At 60.6% G+C, this 24,656-nt stretch carries 21 protein-coding genes; 9 read left to right on the top strand and 12 right to left on the bottom strand.

The genetic code is table 11. The features are described 5' to 3' along the window. Positions 1–280 precede the first annotated feature (280 nt). From rlmKL to rmf, 5 genes are all read left to right on the top strand, one after another. Positions 281–2,449, top strand: coding sequence for a bifunctional 23S rRNA (guanine(2069)-N(7))-methyltransferase RlmK/23S rRNA (guanine(2445)-N(2))-methyltransferase RlmL (gene rlmKL / locus J9885_RS08325; protein WP_210548768.1), 2,169 nt, complete (start codon positions 281–283; stop codon positions 2,447–2,449). Further along, entirely contained in the window at positions 2,449–2,679 is a 231-nt protein-coding gene (locus tag J9885_RS08320; protein ID WP_210548766.1) for a glutaredoxin family protein, read from the top strand. Before rlmKL ends, J9885_RS08320 begins: the two co-directional genes overlap by 1 nt. Before the next feature lie 72 nt (positions 2,680–2,751). Continuing rightward, a complete protein-coding gene (locus J9885_RS08315) occupies positions 2,752–4,662 on the top strand; it encodes an ABC transporter ATP-binding protein (RefSeq protein ID WP_210548764.1) in 1,911 nt (636 codons plus the stop codon). An 8-nt stretch (positions 4,663–4,670) separates the two neighbouring features. Continuing rightward, positions 4,671–6,317, top strand: a complete 1,647-nt coding sequence (locus tag J9885_RS08310; RefSeq protein WP_210548763.1) for a DUF3466 family protein — start codon at positions 4,671–4,673, stop codon at positions 6,315–6,317. A gap of 162 nt (positions 6,318–6,479) precedes the next feature. Beyond that, complete coding sequence (gene rmf / locus J9885_RS08305) at positions 6,480–6,656, top strand: ribosome modulation factor (protein ID WP_010674759.1); 177 nt, start codon at positions 6,480–6,482, stop codon at positions 6,654–6,656. An 81-nt stretch (positions 6,657–6,737) separates the two neighbouring features. Here the strand turns inward: rmf and fabA are convergent, their stop codons facing one another. The 4 genes from fabA to J9885_RS08285 all read right to left on the bottom strand — a co-directional run bounded on the left by fabA (position 6,738) and on the right by J9885_RS08285 (position 11,451). Next, the gene (gene fabA / locus J9885_RS08300; protein WP_043760464.1) at positions 6,738–7,298 is read right to left on the bottom strand and encodes a 3-hydroxyacyl-[acyl-carrier-protein] dehydratase FabA; all 561 of its coding nucleotides are present in this window, start codon (positions 7,296–7,298) and stop codon (positions 6,738–6,740) included. A 77-nt stretch (positions 7,299–7,375) separates the two neighbouring features. Further along, complete coding sequence (locus J9885_RS08295; protein WP_210548762.1) at positions 7,376–9,352, bottom strand: Lon protease family protein; 1,977 nt, start codon at positions 9,350–9,352, stop codon at positions 7,376–7,378. Between the two features lie 217 nt (positions 9,353–9,569). Beyond that, positions 9,570–10,847, bottom strand: coding sequence for a site-specific integrase (locus tag J9885_RS08290; protein ID WP_210548760.1), 1,278 nt, complete (start codon positions 10,845–10,847; stop codon positions 9,570–9,572). A 289-nt stretch (positions 10,848–11,136) separates the two neighbouring features. Continuing rightward, positions 11,137–11,451: a YebG family protein gene (locus J9885_RS08285; RefSeq protein ID WP_134694369.1), complete on the bottom strand. Its 315-nt coding sequence runs from the start codon at positions 11,449–11,451 to the stop codon at positions 11,137–11,139. Positions 11,452–11,717: 266 nt separating this feature from the next. Between J9885_RS08285 and J9885_RS08280 the strand changes: the two genes are divergently transcribed. The 4 genes from J9885_RS08280 (at position 11,718) to rsmF (ending at position 17,119) form a co-directional block, all read left to right on the top strand. Continuing rightward, positions 11,718–12,359 carry a paraquat-inducible protein A gene (locus tag J9885_RS08280; protein WP_210548758.1) on the top strand — a complete coding sequence of 214 codons (642 nt, stop codon included), beginning with the start codon at positions 11,718–11,720 and terminating at the stop codon, positions 12,357–12,359. Next, entirely contained in the window at positions 12,337–12,945 is a 609-nt protein-coding gene (locus J9885_RS08275) for a paraquat-inducible protein A (protein ID WP_043760474.1), read from the top strand. The genes J9885_RS08280 and J9885_RS08275 overlap by 23 nt, the downstream gene beginning before the upstream one ends. Before the next feature lie 50 nt (positions 12,946–12,995). After that, positions 12,996–15,548 (top strand): MlaD family protein, encoded by a 2,553-nt coding sequence (locus J9885_RS08270; RefSeq protein ID WP_210548757.1) that lies wholly within the window; start codon positions 12,996–12,998, stop codon positions 15,546–15,548. Positions 15,549–15,688: 140 nt separating this feature from the next. Beyond that, complete coding sequence (gene rsmF, locus J9885_RS08265; protein ID WP_210548960.1) at positions 15,689–17,119, top strand: 16S rRNA (cytosine(1407)-C(5))-methyltransferase RsmF; 1,431 nt, start codon at positions 15,689–15,691, stop codon at positions 17,117–17,119. 235 nt (positions 17,120–17,354) lie between these two features. Here rsmF and J9885_RS08260 read toward each other — a convergent pair whose 3' ends face one another. From J9885_RS08260 to fabF, 8 genes are all read right to left on the bottom strand, one after another. Continuing rightward, complete coding sequence (locus tag J9885_RS08260) at positions 17,355–17,612, bottom strand: RepB family protein (protein ID WP_210548755.1); 258 nt, start codon at positions 17,610–17,612, stop codon at positions 17,355–17,357. Between the two features lie 171 nt (positions 17,613–17,783). Next, on the bottom strand, positions 17,784–18,773 hold the full coding sequence (locus J9885_RS08255) for a site-specific integrase (RefSeq protein WP_210548753.1): 990 nt from the start codon (positions 18,771–18,773) through the stop codon (positions 17,784–17,786). A gap of 326 nt (positions 18,774–19,099) precedes the next feature. Then, positions 19,100–19,879 (bottom strand): YchF/TatD family DNA exonuclease, encoded by a 780-nt coding sequence (locus J9885_RS08250; RefSeq protein ID WP_134694359.1) that lies wholly within the window; start codon positions 19,877–19,879, stop codon positions 19,100–19,102. 12 nt (positions 19,880–19,891) lie between these two features. Continuing rightward, positions 19,892–20,839, bottom strand: coding sequence for a DNA polymerase III subunit delta' (holB, locus tag J9885_RS08245; RefSeq protein ID WP_210548750.1), 948 nt, complete (start codon positions 20,837–20,839; stop codon positions 19,892–19,894). Next, complete coding sequence (gene tmk, locus J9885_RS08240) at positions 20,824–21,465, bottom strand: dTMP kinase (protein ID WP_210548749.1); 642 nt, start codon at positions 21,463–21,465, stop codon at positions 20,824–20,826. The genes holB and tmk overlap by 16 nt, the downstream gene beginning before the upstream one ends. Then, positions 21,465–22,466, bottom strand: coding sequence for an endolytic transglycosylase MltG (mltG, locus tag J9885_RS08235; RefSeq protein WP_043760490.1), 1,002 nt, complete (start codon positions 22,464–22,466; stop codon positions 21,465–21,467). Before mltG ends, tmk begins: the two co-directional genes overlap by 1 nt. After that, complete coding sequence (gene pabC / locus J9885_RS08230; protein ID WP_134694356.1) at positions 22,456–23,295, bottom strand: aminodeoxychorismate lyase; 840 nt, start codon at positions 23,293–23,295, stop codon at positions 22,456–22,458. Before pabC ends, mltG begins: the two co-directional genes overlap by 11 nt. Positions 23,296–23,339: 44 nt before the next feature. Then, positions 23,340–24,581 (bottom strand): beta-ketoacyl-ACP synthase II, encoded by a 1,242-nt coding sequence (fabF, locus tag J9885_RS08225; RefSeq protein WP_210548746.1) that lies wholly within the window; start codon positions 24,579–24,581, stop codon positions 23,340–23,342. Positions 24,582–24,656 lie beyond the last annotated feature (75 nt).

The following is a 24,656-nucleotide window of genomic DNA, read 5'->3' as shown; positions in this document are numbered from 1 at the left end:
TCCCGTTATATAGGTCTGATATTTGGGCGCTGCGCCGCTGTCTTATTCAATTATTTCTCCTTTCTTCTTCGTCAGGTCGTCATGACCGTTTTCTGTCCGACCCGGGCAAGATTTTCAAATTCTTTACGAATGCCATGGTAGACAGATGCCAGTCAGGGGAGGGATCCTCTTGCCGGATCCTGCCGCCCGCAAGGGGGAAGGGAGAGTTTGCCGTGTCCTTCCCGTGAATATTCGTGTGATGCCCAAGGTTCGGGTGCCGAGTGCGGGCCGATAAGGTATAATGCGGCACTATTTTTATGGCATCCCCGTGAGCGTGATGAAAGAATTTTTTGCAACCTGCCCCAAGGGGCTGGAAAACCTGCTGGCCGTCGAGCTGACCAACCTGGGCGCTGAGCAAGTCCGTGAGACCGTGGCTGGCGTCCACTTCAAGGGCGAGCTCGCCGTCGGCTACAAGGCCTGTCTGTGGAGCCGTTTTGCCTCCCGCATCGTGCTGGTGCTCTCCGAATTCCAGATGAACGACGATCTGGACCTCTATCTGGGGGCCCACACCATTCCCTGGGAGGAGCACTTCTCCGGCACCGCCACCATCGCCGTGGACTTTACCGGTACCAACGCGGCCATTCGCAATACCCAGTACGGGGCGCTCAAGATCAAGGATGCCATCGTCGATCGCTTCACCAAACGCGGACATGTGCGCCCGGACGTGGACAAGAAATCCCCGGACATTCGCATCATGGCGCATCTGGGCAAGGGCAAGGCCAACATCACCCTGGACCTGTCCGGCCCTGCGCTGCACCAGCGTTTCTACCGCCAGGGCACCGGTGAGGCACCGCTCAAAGAGAACCTGGCCGCGGCCATGATCGCCCGTAGCGGCTGGGCAGGCGAGCCCATGATGGACCCCATGTGCGGTTCCGGTACCCTGCTGATTGAAGCGGCCTTCATTGCAGCCGACATGGCGCCGGCCCTGCGCCGGGAGCGCTTCGGTTTCGATCGCTGGCTGCAACATGACAGCGGACTGTGGCAGAGCCTGATGATGGAGGCGCAAGTGCGTGCCAAACGCGGCATGCAGCGCTGTGAGGTGAAGCTGTTCGGCTGTGATGCCGACGCCCGCGTGCTGCTCAAAGCCCGTGACAACGCCAAAGCCGCCGGCGTGGCTCACCTCATCACCTTCAAGCAGGCCGATGCGACCGCCCTGGAAAACCCGCTGCCCATGGCGGCGGAAGGGGAGGCCCGTCAGGTCGGCATGCTCATCTCCAACCCGCCCTATGGTGAACGTCTCGGTGAGTTCCCGGCGTTGCTGGAGGTGCACCAGGCCCTTGGCGATGCTCTGCGTCGCAGCTTCCAGGGGTGGAAGGTCACCATCCTCTCCGCCTCGCCGGAGCTCTTGAGCTGCCTGCGCCTGCGCGCCGACAAGCAGTATCGTCTGTTCAACGGGGCACTGGAATGCCAGCTGCGCAACTACCAGATCGCGCTGGACTCTGTCGCCTCCCAGAAAGAGGTGGCCCAGGATTTTGCCAACCGGCTGCGCAAGAATCTGAAGGCCCTCGAGAAGTGGGCGAAGAAAGAGAACCTCGACTGCTACCGTCTCTATGACGCGGATCTGCCGGAATACAACGCCGCCATCGACCGCTATCAGGACTATCTGGTGGTGCAGGAGTACGCGGCGCCCAAGGATATCCCCGCCCAGAAGACCCGTCAGCGCCTGCTCGACATGGTCCAGGCCGCCATCAAGGTGACCGGCATGGACGGCGAGAAGGTGATCCTGAAGGTGCGCGAGCGTCAGGAAGGCAAGCAGCAGTATCAGAAGCTCTCCGAAGAGCAGCACCGGATGGAAGTGCAGGAGTACGGCGCCCGTCTGTGGGTCAACCTCTACGACTATCTGGATACTGGTCTGTTCCTCGACCACCGTCAGACCCGTCGCATGCTGGGGGAGATGGCCCGTGGCAAGCGCTTCCTGAACCTCTTCGCCTACACCGGCAGTGCCACCGTGCACGCGGGGCTCGGCGGTGCCAGCGAGACCACCACGGTGGACATGTCGCGCACCTACCTGACCTGGGCGCAGGACAACATGCGTTTGAACTCGCTGGTGGGCCGCGAGCACAAGTTCGTGCAGGCCGACTGCCTGAAGTGGCTCTCCGAGGCGGACGAGCAGTACGACCTCATCTTCATCGATCCGCCCACCTTCTCCAACTCCAAGCGGATGGACGAGAGCTTCGACGTGCAGCGGGATCACCTGCTGCTGATGCAGCACCTCAAGCGCTTGCTGGCTGCTGGTGGCACCCTGGTGTTCTCCAACAACAAGCGCCACTTCAAGATGGATCTGGCCGGTCTAGAGGCCATCGGCCTCAAGGCACAGAACATCACCGGCAAGACCCGGCCGAAGGATTTCGAGCGCAATCAGCACATCCACAACTGCTGGATCATCACCCACGCCGAGGCGCAAGGCTGATGCTGACCCTGTTTCACACCGACGGCTGCCACCTGTGCGAGCAGGCCTGGACTCTGGTGGAACAGGCCGGGCTGGCCGGGGAGACCCGCCGCTGCGACATCCTGGAGGATGATGCCTGGCTCGAGGCCTACCGGGTGCGGATCCCGGTGCTCTGCGATGACGCCGGGCGTGAGCTGGGCTGGCCCTTTACCCTGGCTGAGCTCAGGACCTGGCTGCGCGGCCAGGGGTGATACCGATTTGACGATGAAACGGGGGGAGATCCAGTCTGCCGCCCGTTTTTTCATAAGCAACAAGGAACAAACATGGCTCTTTTGACATTGCACGGCGCCTCCCTGTCGTTCAGTGACTTCCCGCTGCTCGACCAGGCCGAACTCACCATAGAGCGGGGCGAGCGCCTCTGTCTGGTGGGGCGCAACGGGGCGGGCAAGTCCACCCTGATGAAGGTGATCGCCGGCGAACTGCCGCTGGATGATGGCCGTCTGGTGCTGCAGCAGGACTTGAAAGTGACCCGTCTCGAGCAGGATCCCCCTGCCTCGAGCGAACTCACCGTGTTCGACTATGCCGCCGAAGGCCTGGCCGGGGTGGGGGAGCTGCTCAAGCAGTATCACCACGTCTCCATGGCGCTGGCGACCGACCCCTCCGATGCCAACATCCGCACTATGAGCCAGTTGCAGGAGCAGCTCGACTACCAGAATGGCTGGCAGTACGAGACCCGCATCAACCAGGTGTTGACCTTGCTCGATCTCGACCCCGACGTGACCCTCGACAGCCTTTCCGGCGGCTGGCTGCGCAAGGTGGCCCTGGCCCGCGCCCTGGCGTGCGACCCGGATCTGCTGCTGCTGGACGAGCCGACCAACCACCTGGACATCGACGCCATCAACTGGCTGGAAGAGTTCCTGAAGGATTTCCGTGGCGCCATCGTCTTCATTTCCCACGACCGGGAGTTCATCCACAAGCTGGCGACCAGGATCATCGATCTCGATCGCGGCGTGATCACCTCCTGGCCCGGTAACTACGACGAGTACCTGCAAGGCAAGGAGGAGTGGCTGCGGGTCGAGGAGCTGAAAAACGCCGAGTTCGACCGCAAGCTGGCCCAGGAAGAGGTGTGGGTGCGCCAGGGGATCAAGGCACGCCGTACCCGCAACGAAGGGCGGGTGCGCGCCCTCAAGGCGATGCGCATGGAGCGTACCCAGCGTCGGGAGCTGCAGGGCAAGGCCAAGCTGCAGCTGGACGAGGCAAGCCGCTCCGGCAAGCTGGTGTTCGAGACCGAGGGGCTGGGCCTGGACTTCGGGGATCGCACCCTGTTCCAGGGGCTGGACTTGCAGGTGCTGCGCGGGGACAAGATTGCTCTGGTCGGCCCGAACGGGTGCGGCAAGTCGACCCTGATCAAGCTGCTGCTGGGTCAGCTCGAGGCGAGCCGCGGGTCGGTGCGTCAGGGCACCAACCTGGAGGTGGCCTACTTCGATCAGTACCGCGAGCAGCTCGATCCCGAGAAGACGGTGGTGGACAACGTGGGGGAGGGCAAGCAAGAGGTGATGGTGCGCGGTCGCTCCCGACACATCCTCGGCTACCTGCAGGACTTCCTGTTCGAGCCCAAGCGGGCGCGTACCCCGGTCAAGGCCTTGTCAGGGGGCGAGAAAAACCGTCTACTCTTGGCCAAACTCTTCCTCAAACCCAGTAACTTGTTGATTCTGGATGAACCAACCAACGACCTGGATGTCGAAACGCTGGAACTGCTGGAGGAGCTGCTGACCGATTATCCGGGCACCCTGCTGCTGGTCAGCCACGATCGCCGTTTCATCGACAATACCGTGACCGGTTGCTGGCTGTTTGAAGGGGATGGGCGGATCAGCGATTATGTCGGGGGCTATGCCGACATGATGGCCACCCGCGCCCAGCAGGCTTCCTTGCTGGCAGCCAAGGCGGCACCGGCCAAGGTGGCAGAGCCTGTCGTGCAGGCGGCGGAGCCGGCGAAAAAAACACGAAAACTCTCTTACAAGTTGCAACTGGAACTGGATAATCTGCCAGCACGGCTGGAGCAGCTGGAAGCGGAACTCGATGCCTTGCAGGGGGAGATCAACCATCCCGGTTTCTTCTCCCTGCCGGCGGAGCAGACCCAGTCCAAACTGGATGCATTGAATGCGGCAGAGGCCGCATTGGAACACGCCTTCTCCCGTTGGGAGGAGTTGGAAGCGTTGAAACATCAAGACTAAGGAAGTAGATGAAAAAGCAATTATCCATGCTGGCCATCCTGGTCGGCGCCAGCCTCAATGCGCAGGCGGCACAGAGCTCCTTTTTCACCATCGTTGACGACGAAGTCAAAGGCTATGCCAGCGTGATCAGCGCCGATGGCAGCGGCCTCATAGGGATCAATACCAAGAACCAGCAGGCCGAGTACTTCTCGACCGTGCATTTTGCCGACTTCCTGGTCGATCGGTTCCGCTTCGAGCAGGGCTGTTTCCTCTCAAGCTCCGTCTGCGACTCCTTCTGGGATGATAATGCCGGTTTTGCCTACCAATGGCGCCGTGATTTCCTCGATAATGTCGACCAGCGCAGCAACGTCGGCTATGTGGTGGGCTCCGAGGCCGACGGCCTAGTCACCGCGCTGGGTGAGACAACGGCAGATCGGGTGGGTTACAAGATGGATGGCAAGCTGCGCACCGCCTTTGCCATCGTCAATGACGGCAATGCGGTCGATCTGAAAGATGCGGCCAGCACCCATAGCCTGAGCATTCCGACCGCCATCAAGAAGCTCGACAACGGTCAGTATCTGGTGACCGGGGCCGCCGCAAGCGACAAGTATCGCCACAAGGTCGGGGGCGACTTCTACAAGTGGTGCTTCGAGGGGAACGACAGCGAGTACGGTGATTCCCGTTACTGCCCCGGGGTCGATACCCAGGCCAGCTTCTGGTTGCTTAATAGTTCTGGCGCACTTAACACGCTGATCCAGGCCGGCGACTATGCCCATCAGCGTGATGAGGTGTTGCAGACGGCTTCCGCGCTCGGCGCTGCCGAGTACAACGGCACCCTGTATGGCGTGGGTTACAGCTCTAGCGGCGAAGTAGGGTCTGGGGATCTGGATGGCCGCAACATTGCCAGCTACTGGACTCTGGATCTGAGTGCCGGCACCGTAGGGGCTACCAAGATCATTCCGCTGCCAGAAGGGGAGCCAGGCAAGGACGACGCCAAGCTGCAACACAGCTGGGCGGTGGCCGTCAACGACAATGGCTATGTCATCGGCAACCAGCGCTATCGCCTCAACAAGGGCCAGAACCGCCCGGTGGAGATGTTCCTCTTCAACCTGAACACCCCGACTACCTCGGCCGTGGTGCCCCTGCAGGACAATCCGCTCTCCGGCTCCGGCTCCGAGGCGGCGGCCATCAACGATCACAACATGGTGGTTGGCTGGCGCGATTCCCGTCATCAGACCCAGCCCGTGGTCAATGGCACCAACCGCATGCAGGAGGCCTTCCTGCTCAACGCTGCTGCCCCGGCCAACAGCTGGTACCTCAACGATTTGATCTGTGGTACGGATGATGCTGGTAACAAGCAGTGCGCCCAGAATGGCTACTACTACCACATCGCCTACGCCAGCGGCATCAGCAGCGATGGTACTATTGCGGCAACTGCCTATCGCTACAACAGCGAGAGCGAACTGAACAACCGCAGCAATGCCACCGTGGTGGCCGTCAAGCTGAAGCCCGCTGTCGCGGACTACCAGGGCAATACACCGGCCAGCTATGTGGTCAGCAATGCCCCGATCAACAACCAGACCGGTCAGGATGGTGACGGTGGTGGCGGTGGCAGCCTGTTCTGGCTGACGCTGCTGGCGTTGCCCTTCGCCTGGCTGCGCCGCCACCAGCGATAAAAATACGTGTCATGAAAAATTAATGCGGTTCAGTATCTTGTGTCACAACGCCTGAATAGCATGGAATTTTTTGTTTGACCCTGCCTCCCCCCTGGGGTAAAGATGAAAGCGACCGGTGAAAAACTGGTCGCTTTTTTTGTTCCACGAAGAGGGTCGTAGATGATGAAGAGACAGAAACGGGACCGTCTGGAGAGAGCTCGCGCTCGTGGTTATCAGGCTGGCGTAGTCGGCAAACAGAAAGAAGCGTGTCCGTATCAATGCCTGGATGCCAGAGGGCACTGGCTTGGTGGTTGGCGCGACGCCATGGAAGGGCGAGGCTCAGGCCTCTTCATGAAGTAACCTGCTTCATCACTCATTGCAAAAAGGAAAGGGGCCATGACGGCCCCTTTACGTTATCCCTCTGGCAACGAGCCAGAGTCATCAGAATGCGGTGGTGTCCTTGAACAGACCCACTTTCAGATCCGTGGCACTGTAGATGGGACGGCCATCCACTTCTACCACGCCATCGGCGATGCCCATGACCAGCTTGCGGTTGATGACACGCTTGAAGGTGATCTTGTAGGTGACCTTCTTGGCCGTCGGCAGGATCTGGCCGGTGAACTTGACCTCGCCAACCCCCAGTGCGCGTCCTTTGCCCGGACCGCCTTTCCAGCCCAGGAAGAAACCGACCAGCTGCCACATGGCATCCAGACCCAGACAGCCCGGCATGACGGGATCGCCAGGGAAATGGCAATCGAAGAACCAGAGATCCGGAGTGATGTCGAGTTCGGCCAGGATCTCGCCCTTGCCATGCTCGCCACCGTGGTCATTGATCTTGACGATGCGATCCATCATCAGCATGTTGGGGGCGGGCAGCTGGCTGTTACCCTCACCAAACAGTTCCCCACGGCTGCAGGCGAGCAGCTCTTCACGGGTAAAGGACTCTTTGCCCTGTTCGCACAGGGAGAGGCGGGGAGCAGTGGTGTCGTTGTCTAGGGTCACGCTGTTTATCCTTCATATGGGTCAAAGCCGGGCCAATTTAGCTTACAGTTGTTCGCCAAACAACTCCGATCACTTTATTAATGACCGAGAAGCCGATCAAGCAAGCGGCGCAGCACGCCGCTCCTGGCTGTCGTGCCGTTGAGTTCGTCCAGCCGATCCTGGATCCGGCCAAACAGGGTATCCGGCATGTCGGGCTCGCCGGCGACGCAACCGGTCAGCAGCTCGATGGCCTCTTCCACGTGATCCACCGGGTGGATATGGAACTGGCCAGCCTCGACGGCGGCGATCACCTCGTCGGAGAGGTTGAGCTGTTGGGCATTGGTGCCAGGCAACAATATGCCTTGCTTGCCGTTGAGACCGTGGATCTTGCACACCCGGAAGAAGCCTTCAATCTTCTCGTTCACACCGCCAACGGCCTGCACATTGCCGAACTGATCCACCGCGCCAGTGACGGCGAAGTGCTGGTAGATGGGCTGGCGGGCGAGGGCGGAGAGCAGGGCACATAGGCCGGTCAGAGAGGCGCTGTCGCCGTCGATCTCGTGGTAGGACTGCTCGAACACCAGGTTGGCCGACAGCGGCGAGGGGTTCTCGGCACCGAATTTGTTGGAGAGGTAGCCGTGGATGATCATCATCGCCTTGGCGTGGATGTGGCCGGCGAGCTCGGCCTTGCGCTCGATATCTGCCACGTCGCCATCCCCCAGGTGGACGGTGGCGGTCAGGCGGACGGGTTCACCGAAGTCGTAGGGATGGCCGGCCACCTGGATGACGGAGAGGCCGTTGATCTGGCCCACTTCCTCACCATCGGTCTGCAGCAGGATCTGGCCATCGATGACACCCTGATCAGATTGCTCCACCAGATAGTTGAGGCGGTAATCCTGCTCCTCAAGTGCGAGCATGATGTGCTCCTCGGTCACGCAGTCTGCCTCCAGCTCGCGGGCCAGACTGTCGGACATGCGCATGATGGCGCTGAGCTGCACCTCGGAGAGGGAGAGCCACTCCTGGTGGTCACACAGGCGGCTGGCGTGGCGACAAAGGGCGAGGAGGGCTCCTGGCGTGAAATCCAGCAACTCCCAGCGCTCGCGCAACCAGGCCAGATATTGCAGAAACGCGGGTAAGTCCTCTTCTATGTTCACCTCGGAGACCAGATCGGCTCGCAGGAAGATGCGCTCCGCCATGTCTCTGTCCAACATCTGGAATTCGGCAACATCCAGTCGATCACCCACCAGGATCAGCTTGAACCGTATCGGCGTTGCTTCCGGGGTGAAGAAGGGGGTGAGAGTCTTGCCTTCCTGATAGGCATTCCAGTCCAGCTCGCCTTTTTGCATGGCATTCTTGAGCTTGAACCAGAGGTGGGGCTGATCTAGCAACTCGTCGAGCTGCAGGATGAGGTAGCCACCGTTGGCCTCGCGCAGCAGGCCCGGTTCCAGCAGATGCTGGTTGGCATAGACGGAGCCTTGTTCCGTCTGGTAGTTGATGGAGCCAAACAGGGTGTCCCAGTTCAAATCGCGGCCATAGATGACAGGGGCTTGCTGATCCTCATGGTGGATCAGCAGGTTGATGAGCACGGGGTGCTGGAACTCGAGCCCCTGGGCCACATGGGCCGCCAGATCGGAGAGAAAGTCCACAATCTTGGGGTCATTGTTCTGTTTGCGAATGATCCGGGTGACCAGGCGCTCGGCATCCAGGTGATGACTCATCAGCTTGAGCAGCTCACCGACCATTTCGCAGAATTCGAAACCGGAGCCCGGTTGCAGCCGCAGCCAGATGGGCTTGAACGGGTTGTTGAGGTTCTCGGTGTAGCAGAGGTCGAACAGGTCGCCATCCTTGCCGTTGGATGAGGCAATCAGGGTCTGGCAGACATTTTCATAATCCGCACCGGGGAAGCCGTTGAGGATCATGACCGGGCAGTCGCCATCAAAACTGGCCAACCGCTTGATGCCCGAAATGGCTCTGGGTTGCAGCGCAGCAAAAGGAATGGGTTCGAGTTCGCCGAGCGCAGGGAACTGCTCAATCGTGAAAGCGGGTTTTAATTGTTCTGATGTTAATTCAGCCACTTAAGACATCCGGTCGGGGATAGGATCATTTGCCACTATTATACACAGTTCGGTTGAGGGTGACAGAATACCAAGATACTTCATTTAACATAATATACATTATGCGCAGTGTTGTGTTTTAGGCGTATCAGCTGTGTATCCAGGCAAATATCACCTTTACGACCCCCATGAGCATGAATCTGCTGTTGGTCACTGGTTATCTCTCACGTGTACAGGCTTAGTCGAGCAAGCGGTCTAGCGGTTTTCTGCTGGCGCTCTCGTGGCGTTCGCTGCTGCCTGTGTGCAGATACTTGGAGGTGGTGTCGATGCTGTCGTGACCCGCATCGGCTTGCACGTGGGACAGCGGTCGGCCATGCAGGTTGATGTCATGGGTGATGCCGGTGTGGCGAATGGAATGCGGGGTCAGGTTGCGCATCTCGGCCGCATCCTGAGCAAAGCCGTCTTGCTCGGCGAGCGTGGCTGCTTGCTCGAACACCGCCATGACCAAGTCCCTCAGCTGACGGATGCCGAGATTGGCATTGAGCTCGCCTTGTTCGCGGCCATGGGCCGCGGCCTTGTGGCGCACGAAGAGCGGAGTCTGCTCGCCGGGTGCCGGCATCGGCGAGAGCCTAAGAAAGGTACGATAGCGAGCCAAGGCTTCGAGCAGCGCCTGGGAGACGGCCACGGTACGGCGTTTGCCACCCTTGCTGCGCGGGATGTCATAGCCCCAGACGCCCGTCTTGCCATCACGGCGAAACTGGCTCATGACCGGGCTGAACCCCGGTCTCGCGGCTACCTCCGAAATACGCAGATAACAGGCGTACATCAGGCAGATGAGAAAGCGGCTGCGCTCGTGCTGAGCCGGGTCCTCGGCTGCCAGCTGTTCGGTGGCCTGCATCACATAGGACCACTGCAACTCGGTGAAAGATTGCGCCTCGTCGCCGGCATCCTGGTTGAGTGGCCGCTTCACCCGCTGCAGCAGGAGTGCCGGGTTGCGATCCATGTACTCCTCCTGAATAAGGAACTGGAAGAAGGCTGACAAGATGGCGAGCTTGGTTTTCATCGCCTGTTCGCTCAGGCGATACGGCAACTCCCGGCCCAGATCCCGTTTGCCCAGGAAAGGACGCCACAGGGGGTTGGGTAGCCTCTCCCCCCACTCCTTGTCGAGCACGAACTGGGCCACGTTCCGATAGGCGATAAGCTCGGATGGTGGCGCCTGGCAATAGTCGAGATAGCGCATCATGATGCGCCTGGTGAGATCCCTGGGGCTGATGGCCACCTCGCAGAAGCACCAATGCAAGAAGGTGGTGAGCTCGCTGCGGTAGGTCTTGTAGTTGTTCTCGCTGTGACGCTGCTCCAGCAGCCAGTCGACGGCCAGCTCGTAGACGAGCCCTGCATCGGGGATATTGCCAAGACTCAGGGTGGCCAGATACTGGTTGACCTGGGGATTGCCCGCTTCCAGATGGGTCACGCTGTCGAACAGCGGCATGGCGGGTGGAAGTTGAGGATGGGTCATGATGATGTTTGTGTTGTCGAGTAGATGGAACTGAGTGGGTGTCACGCCATCCTGATGCCGATAAATGGGGTTATCGGCATCAGTGCTCACAGGTCGTCCAGAGGGCGGCTGTCACAATATGCGATATGGCATATCGTATGGCGACGAACACGCTGCACATGAAAATATTCAATGAATATGCAATGTGGTTGGAAAATTCTCGGGGTAAATACCGATGAAAGTGACTTTGTTTGCTGCTTTTATGCATGTCGCGCGGCAGAAGAAGGCGGTTCCCCTGCCCGCGTCGATATCAGGCCACGCTCTTGAGGGACTTTCCCTTTGCAGGGATGGCATCCAGCTTCTCGTCTTTGTTGGTGCCGGGGACACTCCCCTGCCCCTTGCCCCCGCGCAGCACGTTTTGCAGCAGATCCCGTTGTTCTGCCAGGTAGAAGGCCAGGCTCTCCTGCTGCTCCGGTGCCAGCGCGACGGGGGCACCCGCCAGCAGCGTCATCAGCTCGTCGGCAGTATCCAGCAGCTTGTCATAGGCATCCGCCTCCTTCTTGCTGGTAAACGTCATCTTCTCCACTCCCCCACGTACCACAACATATTTGATTTCAACGGCCATCGCGGCGTCCTCCTCTTGATAGTGAATACAAGTATATGTATGGATATACAGTATCGCAAGCCGCGTCGGCGAGAAGGCCGCGGTGACCCTGTGAGGGGCCTCAGGTCAGCCCGCTGTGGCGAGTCGGGGCGTGGTATCAGGATGGTTGCCGCTCCCCCACTCCACTGGGCGATCTGCCCCTTTTCTTGGGTACGGCGTGCGGTGCGGCAAGACAGGAAGGGCATTTTAGGGTAAATTTTATCAATTCCTTCAACAGGTTGAATTGTATGTCGGATCCGCATTCCGTGATCGTCTGCCCGGCCTGCGACTTGCTGATCGAACGCAAGTTGTTGCCGCTGCGGCGTCACGCCCATTGTCCCCGCTGTCACCAGCACCTCTACGGGCGCTATGCCTTTCGCCCTTCCCAGTTGATGGCGCTGACCATCACCGGCTTCCTGCTGTTGCCCTCTGCGTTTTTTGAGCCGTTGATCTACCTGCGTCTGGCCGGGGTCAATTCCGAGGCAAACCTGGTGAAGGGCATTCTGATGCTGTTCTCAGAGAGCGAGGTCTGGGTGGCGAGCCTGGTGCTCTGGTGCGCCGTGGTGGCACCGACGGGGTTGCTGCTCGGTGTGTTTGCGCTGGCATCCGGGCTCGCCAAACGCTGGCACCTGCTGGCCTTGACCCTGAAATCGGTCGAGGTCTTCCGCCACTGGGCCATGCTGGAGGTGTACATCGTCAGCCTGCTGGTCGCCCTGTTCAAGCTGGTCGATATCGCCGACGTGCGTCTGGGGGGAGGCCTGCTCAGCCTGGGTTGCCTGATGCTGCTCAACATGACGCTGCTCATCCTCTTCGATCCCGCCCCCTACTGGGCTCGGATCCCGCTGCAACAGGCCACGGAGCCAGACAATGACCCTGACCAGCGCACGTAAACTGGGGCTCTGTCGCTGTCATACCTGCGGCTTGCTGGTGCGCTACCAGAGCGCCATGAGCTGCCCACGTTGCCAGACACCCTTGCAGATGCGCATTCCCCATTCCCTCGCCTGGACGTGGGGACTGCTGGCGCTGGCCACCTTCATGCTGTTGCCGGCCAATCTCTTGCCCATCACCCACTTCTACAACAAGGGATTATTGCAGTCCGATACCATCTTCAGCGGTATCATGGCGCTCTATCGCAGCAAGATGTCCGGCATCGCCACCATAGTGCTGACCGCGAGCATCGTAGTCCCCATCGGCAAGATAGTGGGTCTTGGGTGGATCTGTTGGCAGTTGCAGCGCAGCAAGCCGGTACGCCGCAAGCGTCAGCTCATCATGTACCGCATCATCGATTTCATCGGGCGCTGGTCCATGCTGGACCTGTTCGTCATCTCGCTGATGGTGGCCCTGGTGGATCGCGGCGTACTGCTCAACGTGCGTGCCGGTCCCGGGGCGACGGCTTTTGCCGGCGTGGTGGTGCTCACCATGATGTCGGCCCGGATGCTCGATACCCGCCTGTTGTGGGACAAGGCGGCCCGTTAATGTCTTTTGTGTCGGATGTGCTGTGATCACAGCCAATGTAAGGAGTCCGTATGATCGGGGCTGAACCCGTCATTAAGAAACATCGCTGGTTATCCCCGGTCTGGCTGTTGCCCTTCATCGCCCTCTTGCTGGCGGGAGGCTTCCTCTACCAGCAGTGGGCAAGCAGCGGCCAGATGATCCGCATCAACTTTGCCCAGGGCAACGGCATCCTGCCGGGCAAGACCCAGCTGCGCTATCAGGGGGTGGCCATCGGTGTCGTCCAGGAGCTGGGGCTAGCGGAGGATGGTCGCAAGATAGCAGTGCTGGCCAAGGTCGACAGTCGCGCCCGCCCGCTCATTCGCAAGGGGTCCGATTTCTGGCTGGTGAGCCCCAAGGCGTCGCTCACCGAGATCTCCGGCCTGGATACCCTGGTTTCCGGCAACTACATCAACGTGCAGCCCGGCCGGGAGAACAACCCGCTGGAGGACGAGTTCGATGCCCTGGACGGCCCTCCCCCCGGCTATCAGGCCCAGGGGCGGACCCTGCACCTGACCGCCGACTCGCTGGGGTCGGTCGGTATCGGGGCCAAGATCTACTTCCGCGGGCTGGAGGTGGGGAGTGTCATCAATACCCGCCTCGGGGAAGCGAACCAGAACGTGATCCTGGATCTGGTGATAGAGCCGCGCTTCGAACACCTCGTCAAGACGGATAGCCGCTTCTGGAACATCAGCGGCATCAAGGGCTCCTTCAGCCTGGCGGGCGTGAGCGTGGAGGCCGGCAGCCTTACCTCCATCCTGAGCGGCGGCATCGCCTTTGACTCCCCCAAGGATTCCCCCATCGCCCAGAAGGGGGTGAATTTTGTCCTCTACAAGGGGCTGGCCGAGGCGGCCCGGGGCGAGCGAATCACCATCCAGGCGGGCGAACTCCCCATCAAGGAGGGCATGCCCATCCTGTATGAAGGGATCGAGATTGGCCGGGTCGACCCCATTCGCCTGACCGAACAGGGCCGGGTCGTGACGGCGCTGATCAACCCTGAACAGGCATTTCGGATGACCGGCAAGAGCCGCCTCCTCTGGGAGACGGTCTCCCTCTCCCCGTCCGGCGTCAAGCATGCGGATCGCCTGCTGGCCGGACCCGCCATCCGCCTTGACTACGTGGCAGGTGAGCAGGTCAACACCATGACGCTGACGGAGCAGGCACAGCGTGGCGGCACCAGGCTGACCCTGCAGGCGGACGATCTCGCCGGCTTGAGCGAGGGCGCACCGCTCTGGTTCAAGGGGCTGCAGATAGGCCAGCTGGGGACGCTGACCCTGGATGCGGGGGGCAATGCCCGCGTCGACCTGCTGGTGAACGAAGGTTATCAGCACCTGCTGCAGCGGGCGCGCTTCTACCGTGCGTCCCCCCTGCAGGTCGAGGCCGATCTCAGCGGGCTCAAGGTGGAGGCCAGTCCGGCGAGTGCCTGGCTGGCGGGCGGGATCAAGTTGGTACAGGCACAGCAGGGTGAGCGTATCGATCGCCTCTACCCCAGCCAGGAGCTGGCCCTGCTCGGCAGTCGCAACGCCAGGCCGGCGCGCTGGACACTGCGCGCAGAGCAGGCTGACGGCATCGGCATTGGCTCCCCCGTGTTCTACCTGGGGTTGGAAGCGGGCAAGGTCAAAGGGCTGAAAGCCGAGGATGGTGGTGTGGCGATCACCCTGGAGATCGACGCCACCTATGCCCCCCTCCTCAAGCAGCAGCCTCAGTTCTGGAAGAAGGCCGCCATCGACGGCAAGATCCGGCTCGACGGGGTACAGGTCAAGATGGGTAACCTCGCCACCCTGCTGCGCGGTGCCATCGAGTTCGACAGCCTCGGCACCGGTCGCAGCAGTCATCAGCTCTTTGACAACAAGGAGCAGGCCGGCACCCAGGTGCGAACCCTCACCCTGACCGCCGATCACAACCCGGGGCTCGGGGTCGGCAGCCCCATCCGCTATCGGGGAGTCGACATCGGCAAGGTGGAGCAGATCGAGCTGGATCCCTCCCTCGGCCAAGTGCGTTTCAAGGCCGAGCTGGCGCAACAGTATGCCGCCCGCTTCCTGCAATCCGGCGCACGCTACACCCTGGTGCAGGCCAAGGTGGGACTGGGGGGCGTCACCCACCTCGACACCCTGATCAAGGGCGCCTTCGTGGAGGCTACCCCGGGCCAGGGCGCGGGCAAGGAGCGATTCCCGTTGAGCGAGAGCGGCCCCGTCGGCCTGGCGCTGACCCTCAAAAGCCCCGCCGTCGACGGCGTCAGCGTGGGCAGTCCTCTGCTGTTTAGAAAGATGGTGGTGGGCAGCGTCACCCGCGTGGTGCTGGCCCGCGATGGCAGCGAGGTGCTGATCGACGTGAACGTCGACGGGCAGTACGCCCACCTGGTGCGAGCCAACAGCCGCTTCTGGAACGTCTCCGGCGTCAAGGCCGACATCGGCCTGACCGGTGGCACCATAGAGGTAGAAACCGTGCAGAGCCTGCTGGCCGGCGGTATCGCCTTCAATACCCCGGAGCGGGAGATGGGGGCCACCGTCAAGGCGGGTCACCGTTACCCGCTGCATCCCAAGGCGGAGAAGGAGTGGCTGGAGTGGAGCCCCCGCATCCAGCCCTGATCCCTTGCTCATATGAAAAACCGGCCGTGTGCCGGTTTTTTTATGGGCCCTCCTTTCATCGCCGAGCGAAAGGCGCCTGAAGGAAATGCTCGCACTGTGGTAAGATGTCGCCCCTCATTTTGGGTCAGCGAGATTGCGACGTGCACGACAACACCTACCTTCCCGATCACTTCCTCCGCCACATTGCGGCCATCATGCCGTCCCATCTCTCCATGGAGGAGTTCGTGGCGAGTTGTCGTCGCCCGCTGCGGCGCAGCATCCGGGTCAACACCCTCAAGATCGCCGTGCACGATTTTGTCGTCCGCATGGCGCCCCTGGGTTGGCAACTGGACCCCGTTCCCTGGTGCGAGACCGGCTTCTGGCTGACTCGCAGCGACGAGAGCGTCCCCCTTGGCAACACCGCCGAACACCTGTGCGGCCTCTTCTACATCCAGGAGGCGAGCTCCATGCTGCCGGTGACGGCGCTCTTTGCCTGCGAGCAGATAAAACGGGATGGCATGTTGCTGGACGCCGCCGCCGCCCCCGGCTCCAAGACCACCCAGATCGCGGCCCTGATGGAGAACCAGGGGATGTTGATCGCCAACGAGTTTTCCAGCAGCAGGCTCAAGGTACTGAGTGCGAATATCCAGCGCTGCGGTGTGACTAACGTGGGGATGACCCACTTCGATGCCAAGGTCTTTGGTCAGTGGTTGCCGGAGACCTTCGACGCCATCTTGCTCGATGCCCCCTGCTCGGGCGAGGGGACGGTGCGCAAGGATGAAGATGCCCTGCGCAACTGGAGCCTCGAGAGCATCGAGGAGATCGCGGCCGTGCAGCAGGGGTTGCTGGAGAGTGCCTTCCACGCACTCAAGCCTGGCGGTGTCCTGGTCTACTCCACCTGTACCCTGAGTGAGCAGGAGAACCAGGCCGTGTGCCAATCCCTGCTGGACAAGTTCGGCGATGCCCTGAGTTTAGACTCCCTGGCGGACCTCTTCCCGGGAGCGGAGCAGGCTTGCACGATAGAAGGATACCTGCACGTTTGGCCCCAGATTTTCGATTCTGAAGGCTTTTTCGTCGCCAGATTGCGCAAGCACCACTCCGTACCCAACACCATGTTCAAGCCGGGCAAGCTCGGCAAATTCCCCTTCTCTCCCCTGCCGGAGAAAGACGCCGTTCCCATGCTGCGGGAGATCGAGGCGAGCTTCGGGGCCGCTCCCCGTGGTCAGCTGTTTGGCCGCAATGACGAGATCTGGCTCTTCCCCGATGCCTTCGAGCAGGTACAGGGCAAGCTGCGCTTCGATCGCATCGGCATCAAGCTGGCGGAAACCTTCAAGAAGGGATATCGGTTGACCCATGAGTGGGCGCTTGCCTATGGCGCGCTGGCCACGCGGGGATGTATCGATCTGGATGTCGCCAATGCGCGGGAATTCATGATGGGGCGGGATGTCTGGCCCGAGCAAGAGGCGGGTAACGGCGAGGTCATCGTCCGCTATCAGGGGCATCCGCTCGGCATGGGGAAATGGGTGGGGAGTCGCATCAAGAATGCCCTGCCCCGCGAACTGGTACGGGACAACAACCTGTTCAACGAGTGAGCTCGGGCGCCGGTAAAAGGCGCCTGTTCGAGTCTTAAAAACCCACACTCTGGTTGAACATTTAGCCGGTTCTTGAAATGCCTCTAGCCTTGTCTAAGCTTAAGGCTATCCACATACCAGTTAGCGCACGGCTCTGCAAGGAGCCAATTCCCCTATGCCAGGTACAAGGAATTCGTACCTGGCTTTTTTTGTCCCTATGCCTTTTCGAAGCATCCCTGTTTCTCCTTTCTCTTCCCTACTCCAGGGTCTCCACCGGCGATCTCTCCGAACGCACTTGCGGCACCAGCTCATGCTGGTAGAGCAGATCGATCGCCTGCTCGATGAGGGAGGCCTGACTGTCTTCCAGGTGGAGACCCAGTTCCTGCAACCGCTCGGCATGGCGATTGCTGATCCAGCATTGCAGCCGGCTGTGGGTTTCCTGCTTGCGCTTCACATGTTGACGCTGTCGCTCGGCGTTGTCTTGCGCCCCGCTCGTCTTCATTTCTTGGCTCATATGACCTTGCTGGATAGAAAAATGGAGACTGTTATCTCTCACTCATTCTCGTATTGAGCTGGGGGGATAGCGTTATGCTCCCCTCTCAACTCAGGAACGAAGTGTGGGGATAAATATATCATCAGATCAATGGGATATCATTTAACATAAAAAAGTCACTGACGCGGTTATTTAAAGCAGCCCCGCAAGAGCATGATCGGAGAACTTGTGCGCATCGTCGAAGTACTCCTGCAGGGTGCGCATGTCCTTGTGACGGGTCACTTCGATGATCTTGTTCATGGGCTTGCCCGCCGTCACCGCCGAGGTGATGAATCCCCGCCTGAGACTGTGGCCGCTGACATGCAGATCTTCGATGACCTGGCCGGTTCGCCGCTTGATCATCAGGTTGATGCCCTGCGGCCCTAACGGGTCAGCTGTGAGCTGTCCCCAGCGGGTCATCCTGCGAAACAGGGCTCCCTCGCGGATCCTGCTCTGGGTGAGCCAACGCTGCAACGCCGACACCGGACAGTATTGCTTGCCCGGGATCAGGGCGATTTCGGTTTCGTGGAGCTGATGCTTGCTCGGCTTGAGACGAAGCCGTATCCCCTGCCCCACGAATTGCAGATCATCCACCTCTATCCTGGCGGCTTCCGAGCGGCGCAGGGCACCGCTGAACATCAGCAGCAGCAGGGTGTGATCCCGCAGTCCCGCCAGATTGGAGGTGTCTATCTCGTCGAGCACATTGGCCAGGGGTTGCAGGGTCAGGGCCCCCGTCTTGCGCTTGCGGTTGTCCCCGAGTCGCACTATGCCACGCATCATCTCCTTTATCTCGGCATGCTCGGTCGGCATGGGGTGGATGCCCTTCTGCTTGAAGGCATAACGGATGCCGGCGAGCCGTCTCACCAGGGTCGCCGGTTTGCGCGGTTCCCCGTTGCGCAGCTCTCCCTTCCCCTCTTCTTTGTCCAGCCACACCCAGTCCGCCAGAATACCGTCGGCCTGATCCGCGAGAAAATTCATGATGTCGTGATGGCTGGTCTGCAGGGGATCCAGCCCGTGCAATTGGCACCAACAGACAAAGATACGGGTGTCAGCCTGGTAGGCATTGAGGGTAGAGCCTGCTTTGGCACTGCGTAAAAACCGCCTCGCCCTGCTATTGAGCTGCGCGTCGAAGACACTTTGCAATGAGTGGGCTGCTGAACTTGAGAGGGTTGGATGGGTCACGTAAGTTGATGATTTTATGTGAAGTTGCGTAGGATCTTACAGGATCTTTCAAGGTTATCAAGTATCGATAATATTCATTATCGATATTTATGGTCTTTATTTACTGTCTCCTTTCCCTCTCCCATTCTATTCGTCGCATCCTTTGATACCGATATGCAAGTCAATTAGGAAATTGCATTAGCTGGATATCGCCGTGAGAGATAACAAGGCAAGTAGTTGATATTAACTAGGAGCGTTGAGTCTGGGAATTTAAAATAATCAGCCCCGACATGCGGGGCTGACTGGGGTTATTTCTTTGCCAATTTGAACAGCGTGAAGAAATTGTGGCTGGTGGCCTCTGCCAATTCGGCCAGCGGGATCTGGCGAAGATCGGCAATGAACTGGGCCACGTCCCGCACAAATGCGGGCTCGTTCTCCCTCCCCCGGTGGGGAACCGGCGCCAGATAGGGCGAGTCGGTTTCGACCAGTAGGCGTTCCAGCGGCAAGGCCTTGACCACGTCCTGCAGGGCGGCGGCATTCTTGAAGGTGGCTATCCCAGAGATGGAGATATAGAACCCCATGGCCATCGCGGCCTCAGCCATCTCGAGGGACTCGGTGAAGCAGTGCAGCACACCGCCCACCTGTTCAGCCCCCTCCTCCCGCATGATCCTCAGTGTGTCTTCCTGGGCATCCCGGGTATGGATGATGAGCGGCTTGTTCAGGGCCCGGGCCACCCGAATGTGCTCCCGGAAGGAAACTTGCTGTACGTCCTTGTTTTCCGGTGAGTAGAAGTAGTCGAGCCCGGTTTCCCCGATGGCGACAACTCTGTCGTCAGCCGCCTGGGTCAGCAGCAACTGTGCATCGACACCGGGATCCTGATTGAGCGGGTGAACACCACAGGAGGCAAACACCTGGGGATAGGGGGCGATGGCGGCCAGCATGGTCGGGAATTGCGCCTGGGTCACGCTCACGCAGAGAAAATATCCCACGTCCTGTTGGGCCGCCTTGGCCAGCACGTCGGCCATGTCCGTCTGCTTGGTGCCATAACTGAGGCGATCGAGGTGGCAATGGGAATCAACGAGTAACATAGACAACCTTGTTTATAACCAGCGATTGAGCCAGTTCATCAGATGGATGGTGGGGTTGGAGAGCTGGCCTGGTTGGCACGCAGCCTTGAGCGCGACCAGTTGCTGCTCGGCCTCGAGCAGCCGTTCGCTGCCGTGGCGCTCGGCCAGCTGTTGGCTCAGCACCGCCAGATCCGGCATCGCCAGCTGGTGGTGGCCACAGCCCGCCTGGGTCTTGAGGGCGTCGCACAAGAACAGCTGCAGCCAGTGCAACCTGACCTGGGTCGCGTCAGCCAGCTGAGCACAGACGCTCGTCGCCCGGCTGGGCGTCTGCGACAGGGAAGTGAACCCCTCAAGCAGAGTACGCCTGGCGCTGTCCTGCTGCTCCTCGATGTAATTCAAAACCCGAAGCGGCGCCCCCTGGCAGATCCGCACCTGGGCCTGGGTGGCCTGATGCCCCTGCTCTGCCAGCCAGGCCAGGGTTTCCCCCTCCGACGGCAACTGGCAGACATGTTTGTGACAGCGGCTGAGAATGGTGGGCAGCAGGCGGGACACCTGGGAGGCGATCAGCAGCAGCAGGCTGTCCCCTGCCGGCTCTTCCAGAGTTTTCAGCAAGGCGTTGGCGGCGGATTCCGTCATGCGCTCCGCGTCCTGGATGATCACCACCTTGCCACGACCGAGTTGAGAGGTGCTCTGCAGACGACCGCAGATCTCGCGGATGGCTTCGACCCCTATGGTCTTGCCCTCGGGCCCTATGGTACCAAGATCCGGATGATGGCCCTTCTCGAACAGCTGACAGGAGTGACACTGACCACAGGGCTCGCCCCGTTGCGGTTGTTGGCACAGGTGCAGTCGGGCCAGGCGCTCGGCCAGCAGCTCCTTGCCAAGGCCGGGATCCCCGAGCAGCAGCCAGGCGTGGCCGAGCCGTCCGGCCTGGGCCGTCTGGCTCAGGGCATGCCAGTCCGGGATCAACCAGGGATACATAGGCCCTCGCTTGCCAGATAGCGCGCCAGCGCCGCCTCGATGGCGGCCTTGACTTGCGCCGGGGTCTGGCCGGCATCGATCACCTGGATGGCATCATCGGCGGCCGCCAGCTCGAGGTAGCGTTGGCGGGTGCGCTCGAAGAAGCCGATCTGCTCCAGCTCGATGCGGTCCAGCTCGCCGCGATGGCGGGCACGCTGCAAGCCGATGGCGGGATCGATATCGAGGTAGAGGGTCAAGTCCGGCTTGAAATCGCCGAGCACGGCCCGCTTGATGGCGCCGATGAGGTTCGCATCGATGCCGCGGCCGCCCCCCTGATAGGCCTGGGAGGAGAGATCGTGTCTGTCCCCCACCACCCAGACGCCGTCGGCCAGCGCCGGTTTGATGCGGGTCTCCACCAGTTGTACCCGGGAGGCATACATCAGCAGCAGTTCGGCCTCCACGGTCAGGCGCTCGTCGTGCACCTCCTTGACGATGGCCCGCATCCGCTCCGCTAGAGGGGTGCCACCCGGCTCTCTGGTGCATTCGATCCGCTCGATGCCATGGGCCCGTAGATAGTCGGTCACGTAGCGCACCGCGGAGCTCTTCCCTGCCCCTTCCAATCCTTCAATCACGATAAATTTAGACATTAGGGCTTCTTCAATATGTATTCGCGTACCGCCCGATTGTGTTCATCGAGGGTCTTGGAGAAATAGTGGGCACCGCCCCCCTTGGCAACGAAATAGAGATAGTCGGTCGACAGGGGATTGAGCGCAGCCTCGATAGACGCCTTGCCCGGCATGGCGATGGGAGTCGGCGGCAAGCCGTCGATCACATAGGTGTTGTAGGGGTTCACGTCGGTCAGATCGCTGCGGCGAATGTTGCCATCGTACCTGTCCTTCACTCCGTAGATGACGGTGGGATCGGTCTGCAGCTTCATGCCAAGGCGCAGGCGATTGACGAACACAGAGGCGATCTGGGCCCGCTCATCCGGCTGACCCGTCTCTTTCTCGATGATGGAGGCCATGATCAGCGCCTCATAGGGGGTCTTGTAGGGCAGATTGGCCTGACGCTTCTCCCAGGATTCGTCCAGGAAGGCTTTCATGTCCTGATAGGCGCGGCGCAGGATGGAGATGTCACTGGCATGGGTGGTGTAGGCGTAGGTTTCCGGCAGGAACCAGCCCTCCAGCTTGCCATTTTCGATGCCAAGCTCCTGGGCCAGATCCGCCTCACTCTGCTCCAGGGTCAGGCGCTCCAGATAGGGTGCACTGGAGAGCTGCTTCAGCCAGTCTTCAAAACGGGAGCCCTCGACGAAGGTCAGGCTGAAGTGAAACTCCTTGCCCGATGCAAACAGGGAGAGGGTCTCCTTGAGCGGTGCCCCCTCCTTGATCTCGTAAGTACCGGACTTGATGGCCACCAGTTCGGGGTGGCCGCGCAACCAGAGGCGCACCGCCCAGGGGCTGGTATCCCCCTCCCCTAGTTCGGCAATCAGGCGCGCCGCATGGGCGCCTTTTTCGACGGTAAAGAGGCGGGTCGGCCCCTTGTTGGTGAGGGTCTCCACCTGTTGCCATTTGTAATACACATACCCTCCCGCGGCGGCAACGGTCAGTGCCGCCCCCGCGATCAGGGTGTAGAGCCGATTAAACTTCAATGACCAAACGCTCCTGTAAACGGCGGATCAATACCGGGCTGGGATAGTGCACATCCCCGATGCGGGTGATCGGTACTATACCCATCAGGGTATTGGTCAACCATACTTCTTCGGCCTGCCATAAAGACTCCAAAGGAGCCTCAACGACACGCAGTTCAATGCCCATCTGTTTAAGCATCGCCATCACACGCTTGCGCATGATGCCATCGATCCCGGCGCGGGAGAGATCCGGTGTGAACACCGTCCTGCCACGACGCCAAAACAGATTTGCGCTGACCCCTTCTACCAGAAATCCCCGACTGTTCAATACTATACCTTCGACTCCGCCACGCGCCGCAAGTTCGCGCTTCAGCATAACTTGTTCCAGACGCCCGAGGGTCTTGAGGCCCGCCAGCATGGGGACATCTCCCAGCTGCTGCTGGCAGACCAGGGCGGTGATGCCGTCCTGCTGCCAGCCATGATAATGCGCCGGGTAGGGCGCCAGGGAGACGATGCGGGTCGGCGTGTCGCATCCGGTACAGTCATAGCCCCGTCCGCCGGCGCCCCGGGTCAGCACTATCTTGACGACAGCCTGCGTCTGCCCTGCAGCCAATTGCGCCACTTCGGCGGCGAGAAGATCCCAGGGCTGATCGGCCATGCCGAGCCGGGCGTTGGCATATTGCAGCCGGGCCAGATGGGCCGGCCACCAGACCACCTTCCCCTCCCTCGCCAGCATGGTGGTGAAATGGCCATCGCCATATGCCAGACCACGATCCCTGGCGTTGAGGGTTTCTGTCGGTATTCCGTTAATCAGCAAGTGGATCCCTCCGATAAAAAAGGCCCGATACATGGTATCGGGCCCGACTCTTTGCGTAGCAAGCCGCCCAGGGCGAATTATACGCGCTTGAAGATCAGGGAGCCATTGGTGCCGCCAAAACCAAAGGAGTTGGACAGGGCATACTCGAACTGACCGGCCTTGGCCACGTGGGGCACCAGATCCAGATCGCACTCCTCATCCGGATTGTCCAGGTTGATGGTGGGAGGCACCATCTGATCACGCAGGGAGAGCACAGTGATGATGGCCTCGATGGCCCCCGCCGCCCCCAACAGGTGACCGGTCATGGACTTGGTGGAGCTGACCATCAGGGACTTGGCGTGCTCGCCAAACACCTTCTTCATGCCGCGCAGCTCGGCGACATCGCCCAGCGGAGTGGAGGTGCCGTGGGCGTTGATGTAACCCACCTGCTCGGGCGCGATGCCGGCATCCTTGATGGCGTTCTTCATGGCGCGCGCACCACCGTCACCGTCAGAGGGGGGCGCCGTCATGTGATAGGCGTCGCCGCTCATGCCAAAACCAACCAGTTCGGCATAGATCTTGGCGCCACGGGCCTTGGCATGCTCGTACTCTTCCAGCACCAGGACACCGGCACCATCACCCAGCACGAAGCCGTCGCGATCCTTGTCCCAGGGGCGGCTCGCCTTCTGCGGCTCGTCATTGCGGGTAGAGAGTGCCTTGGCAGCGGCAAAGCCGCCCATGCCCATGGGGGTCGATGCCTTCTCGGCGCCACCGGCCACCATCACGTCCGCATCGCCATAGGCGATCATCCGACCGGCCATGCCGATGGCATGGGTACCCGTGGTGCAGGCGGTGGTGACGGCGATGTTCGGGCCCTGCAGGCCTTTCATGATGGAGAGATGACCGGACACCATATTGATGATGGTGGACGGTACGAAGAAGGGGCTCAACTTGCGGGGACCGCCGTTGACGAGGCTGCTGTGGTTCTGCTCGATGAGACCCAGGCCGCCGATGCCGGAGCCAATGGCGACGCCAACCCGCTCGGCATTTTCTTCGTTGATGACCAGGCCGGAATCGTCCAGTGCCTGCACACCCGCCGCCACGCCGTACTGGATGAAGAGATCCATCTTGCGGGCTTCTTTGCGGTTGATGCCGAACTGTTCGGGATCGAAATCTTTGACCAGGCCTGCGAAACGGGTCGCAAACTCGCTGGCATCAAAATGGTCGATGAGGGAAATGCCGCTCTGCCCGTTGAGCAGGGCTTGCCAGCTGGATTCGGCAGTGTTGCCTACCGGGGAAAGCATCCCCAAGCCGGTCACCACGACTCTGCGTTTTGACACTGAGGTAGTCTCCGAGAGGTGTTTTGAAAGGGGGTAAACATAAAAGAAGCGGCCCTTGGGCCGCTTCTTTCAGAA

This window comes from Aeromonas sp. SrichE-2G (assembly GCF_017939565.1).
GTDB lineage: Bacteria > Pseudomonadota > Gammaproteobacteria > Enterobacterales > Aeromonadaceae > Aeromonas > Aeromonas taiwanensis.
This window is presented reverse-complemented; position numbering and strand designations above follow the sequence as displayed.

Coding starts and splice junctions, on each gene's coding strand:
- rlmKL (WP_210548768.1), top strand. CDS start 281: ATGCGGCACTATTTTTATGGCATCCCCGTGAGCGTGATGAAAGAATTT.
- J9885_RS08320 (WP_210548766.1), top strand. CDS start 2,449: ATGCTGACCCTGTTTCACACCGACGGCTGCCACCTGTGCGAGCAGGCC.
- J9885_RS08315 (WP_210548764.1), top strand. CDS start 2,752: ATGGCTCTTTTGACATTGCACGGCGCCTCCCTGTCGTTCAGTGACTTC.
- J9885_RS08310 (WP_210548763.1), top strand. CDS start 4,671: ATGAAAAAGCAATTATCCATGCTGGCCATCCTGGTCGGCGCCAGCCTC.
- rmf (WP_010674759.1), top strand. CDS start 6,480: ATGAAGAGACAGAAACGGGACCGTCTGGAGAGAGCTCGCGCTCGTGGT.
- J9885_RS08290 (WP_210548760.1), bottom strand. CDS start 10,847: ATGACCCATCCTCAACTTCCACCCGCCATGCCGCTGTTCGACAGCGTG.
- J9885_RS08285 (WP_134694369.1), bottom strand. CDS start 11,451: ATGGCCGTTGAAATCAAATATGTTGTGGTACGTGGGGGAGTGGAGAAG.
- J9885_RS08280 (WP_210548758.1), top strand. CDS start 11,718: ATGTCGGATCCGCATTCCGTGATCGTCTGCCCGGCCTGCGACTTGCTG.
- J9885_RS08275 (WP_043760474.1), top strand. CDS start 12,337: ATGACCCTGACCAGCGCACGTAAACTGGGGCTCTGTCGCTGTCATACC.
- J9885_RS08270 (WP_210548757.1), top strand. CDS start 12,996: ATGATCGGGGCTGAACCCGTCATTAAGAAACATCGCTGGTTATCCCCG.
- J9885_RS08260 (WP_210548755.1), bottom strand. CDS start 17,612: ATGAGCCAAGAAATGAAGACGAGCGGGGCGCAAGACAACGCCGAGCGA.
- J9885_RS08250 (WP_134694359.1), bottom strand. CDS start 19,879: ATGTTACTCGTTGATTCCCATTGCCACCTCGATCGCCTCAGTTATGGC.
- holB (WP_210548750.1), bottom strand. CDS start 20,839: ATGTATCCCTGGTTGATCCCGGACTGGCATGCCCTGAGCCAGACGGCC.
- tmk (WP_210548749.1), bottom strand. CDS start 21,465: ATGTCTAAATTTATCGTGATTGAAGGATTGGAAGGGGCAGGGAAGAGC.
- pabC (WP_134694356.1), bottom strand. CDS start 23,295: ATGTATCGGGCCTTTTTTATCGGAGGGATCCACTTGCTGATTAACGGA.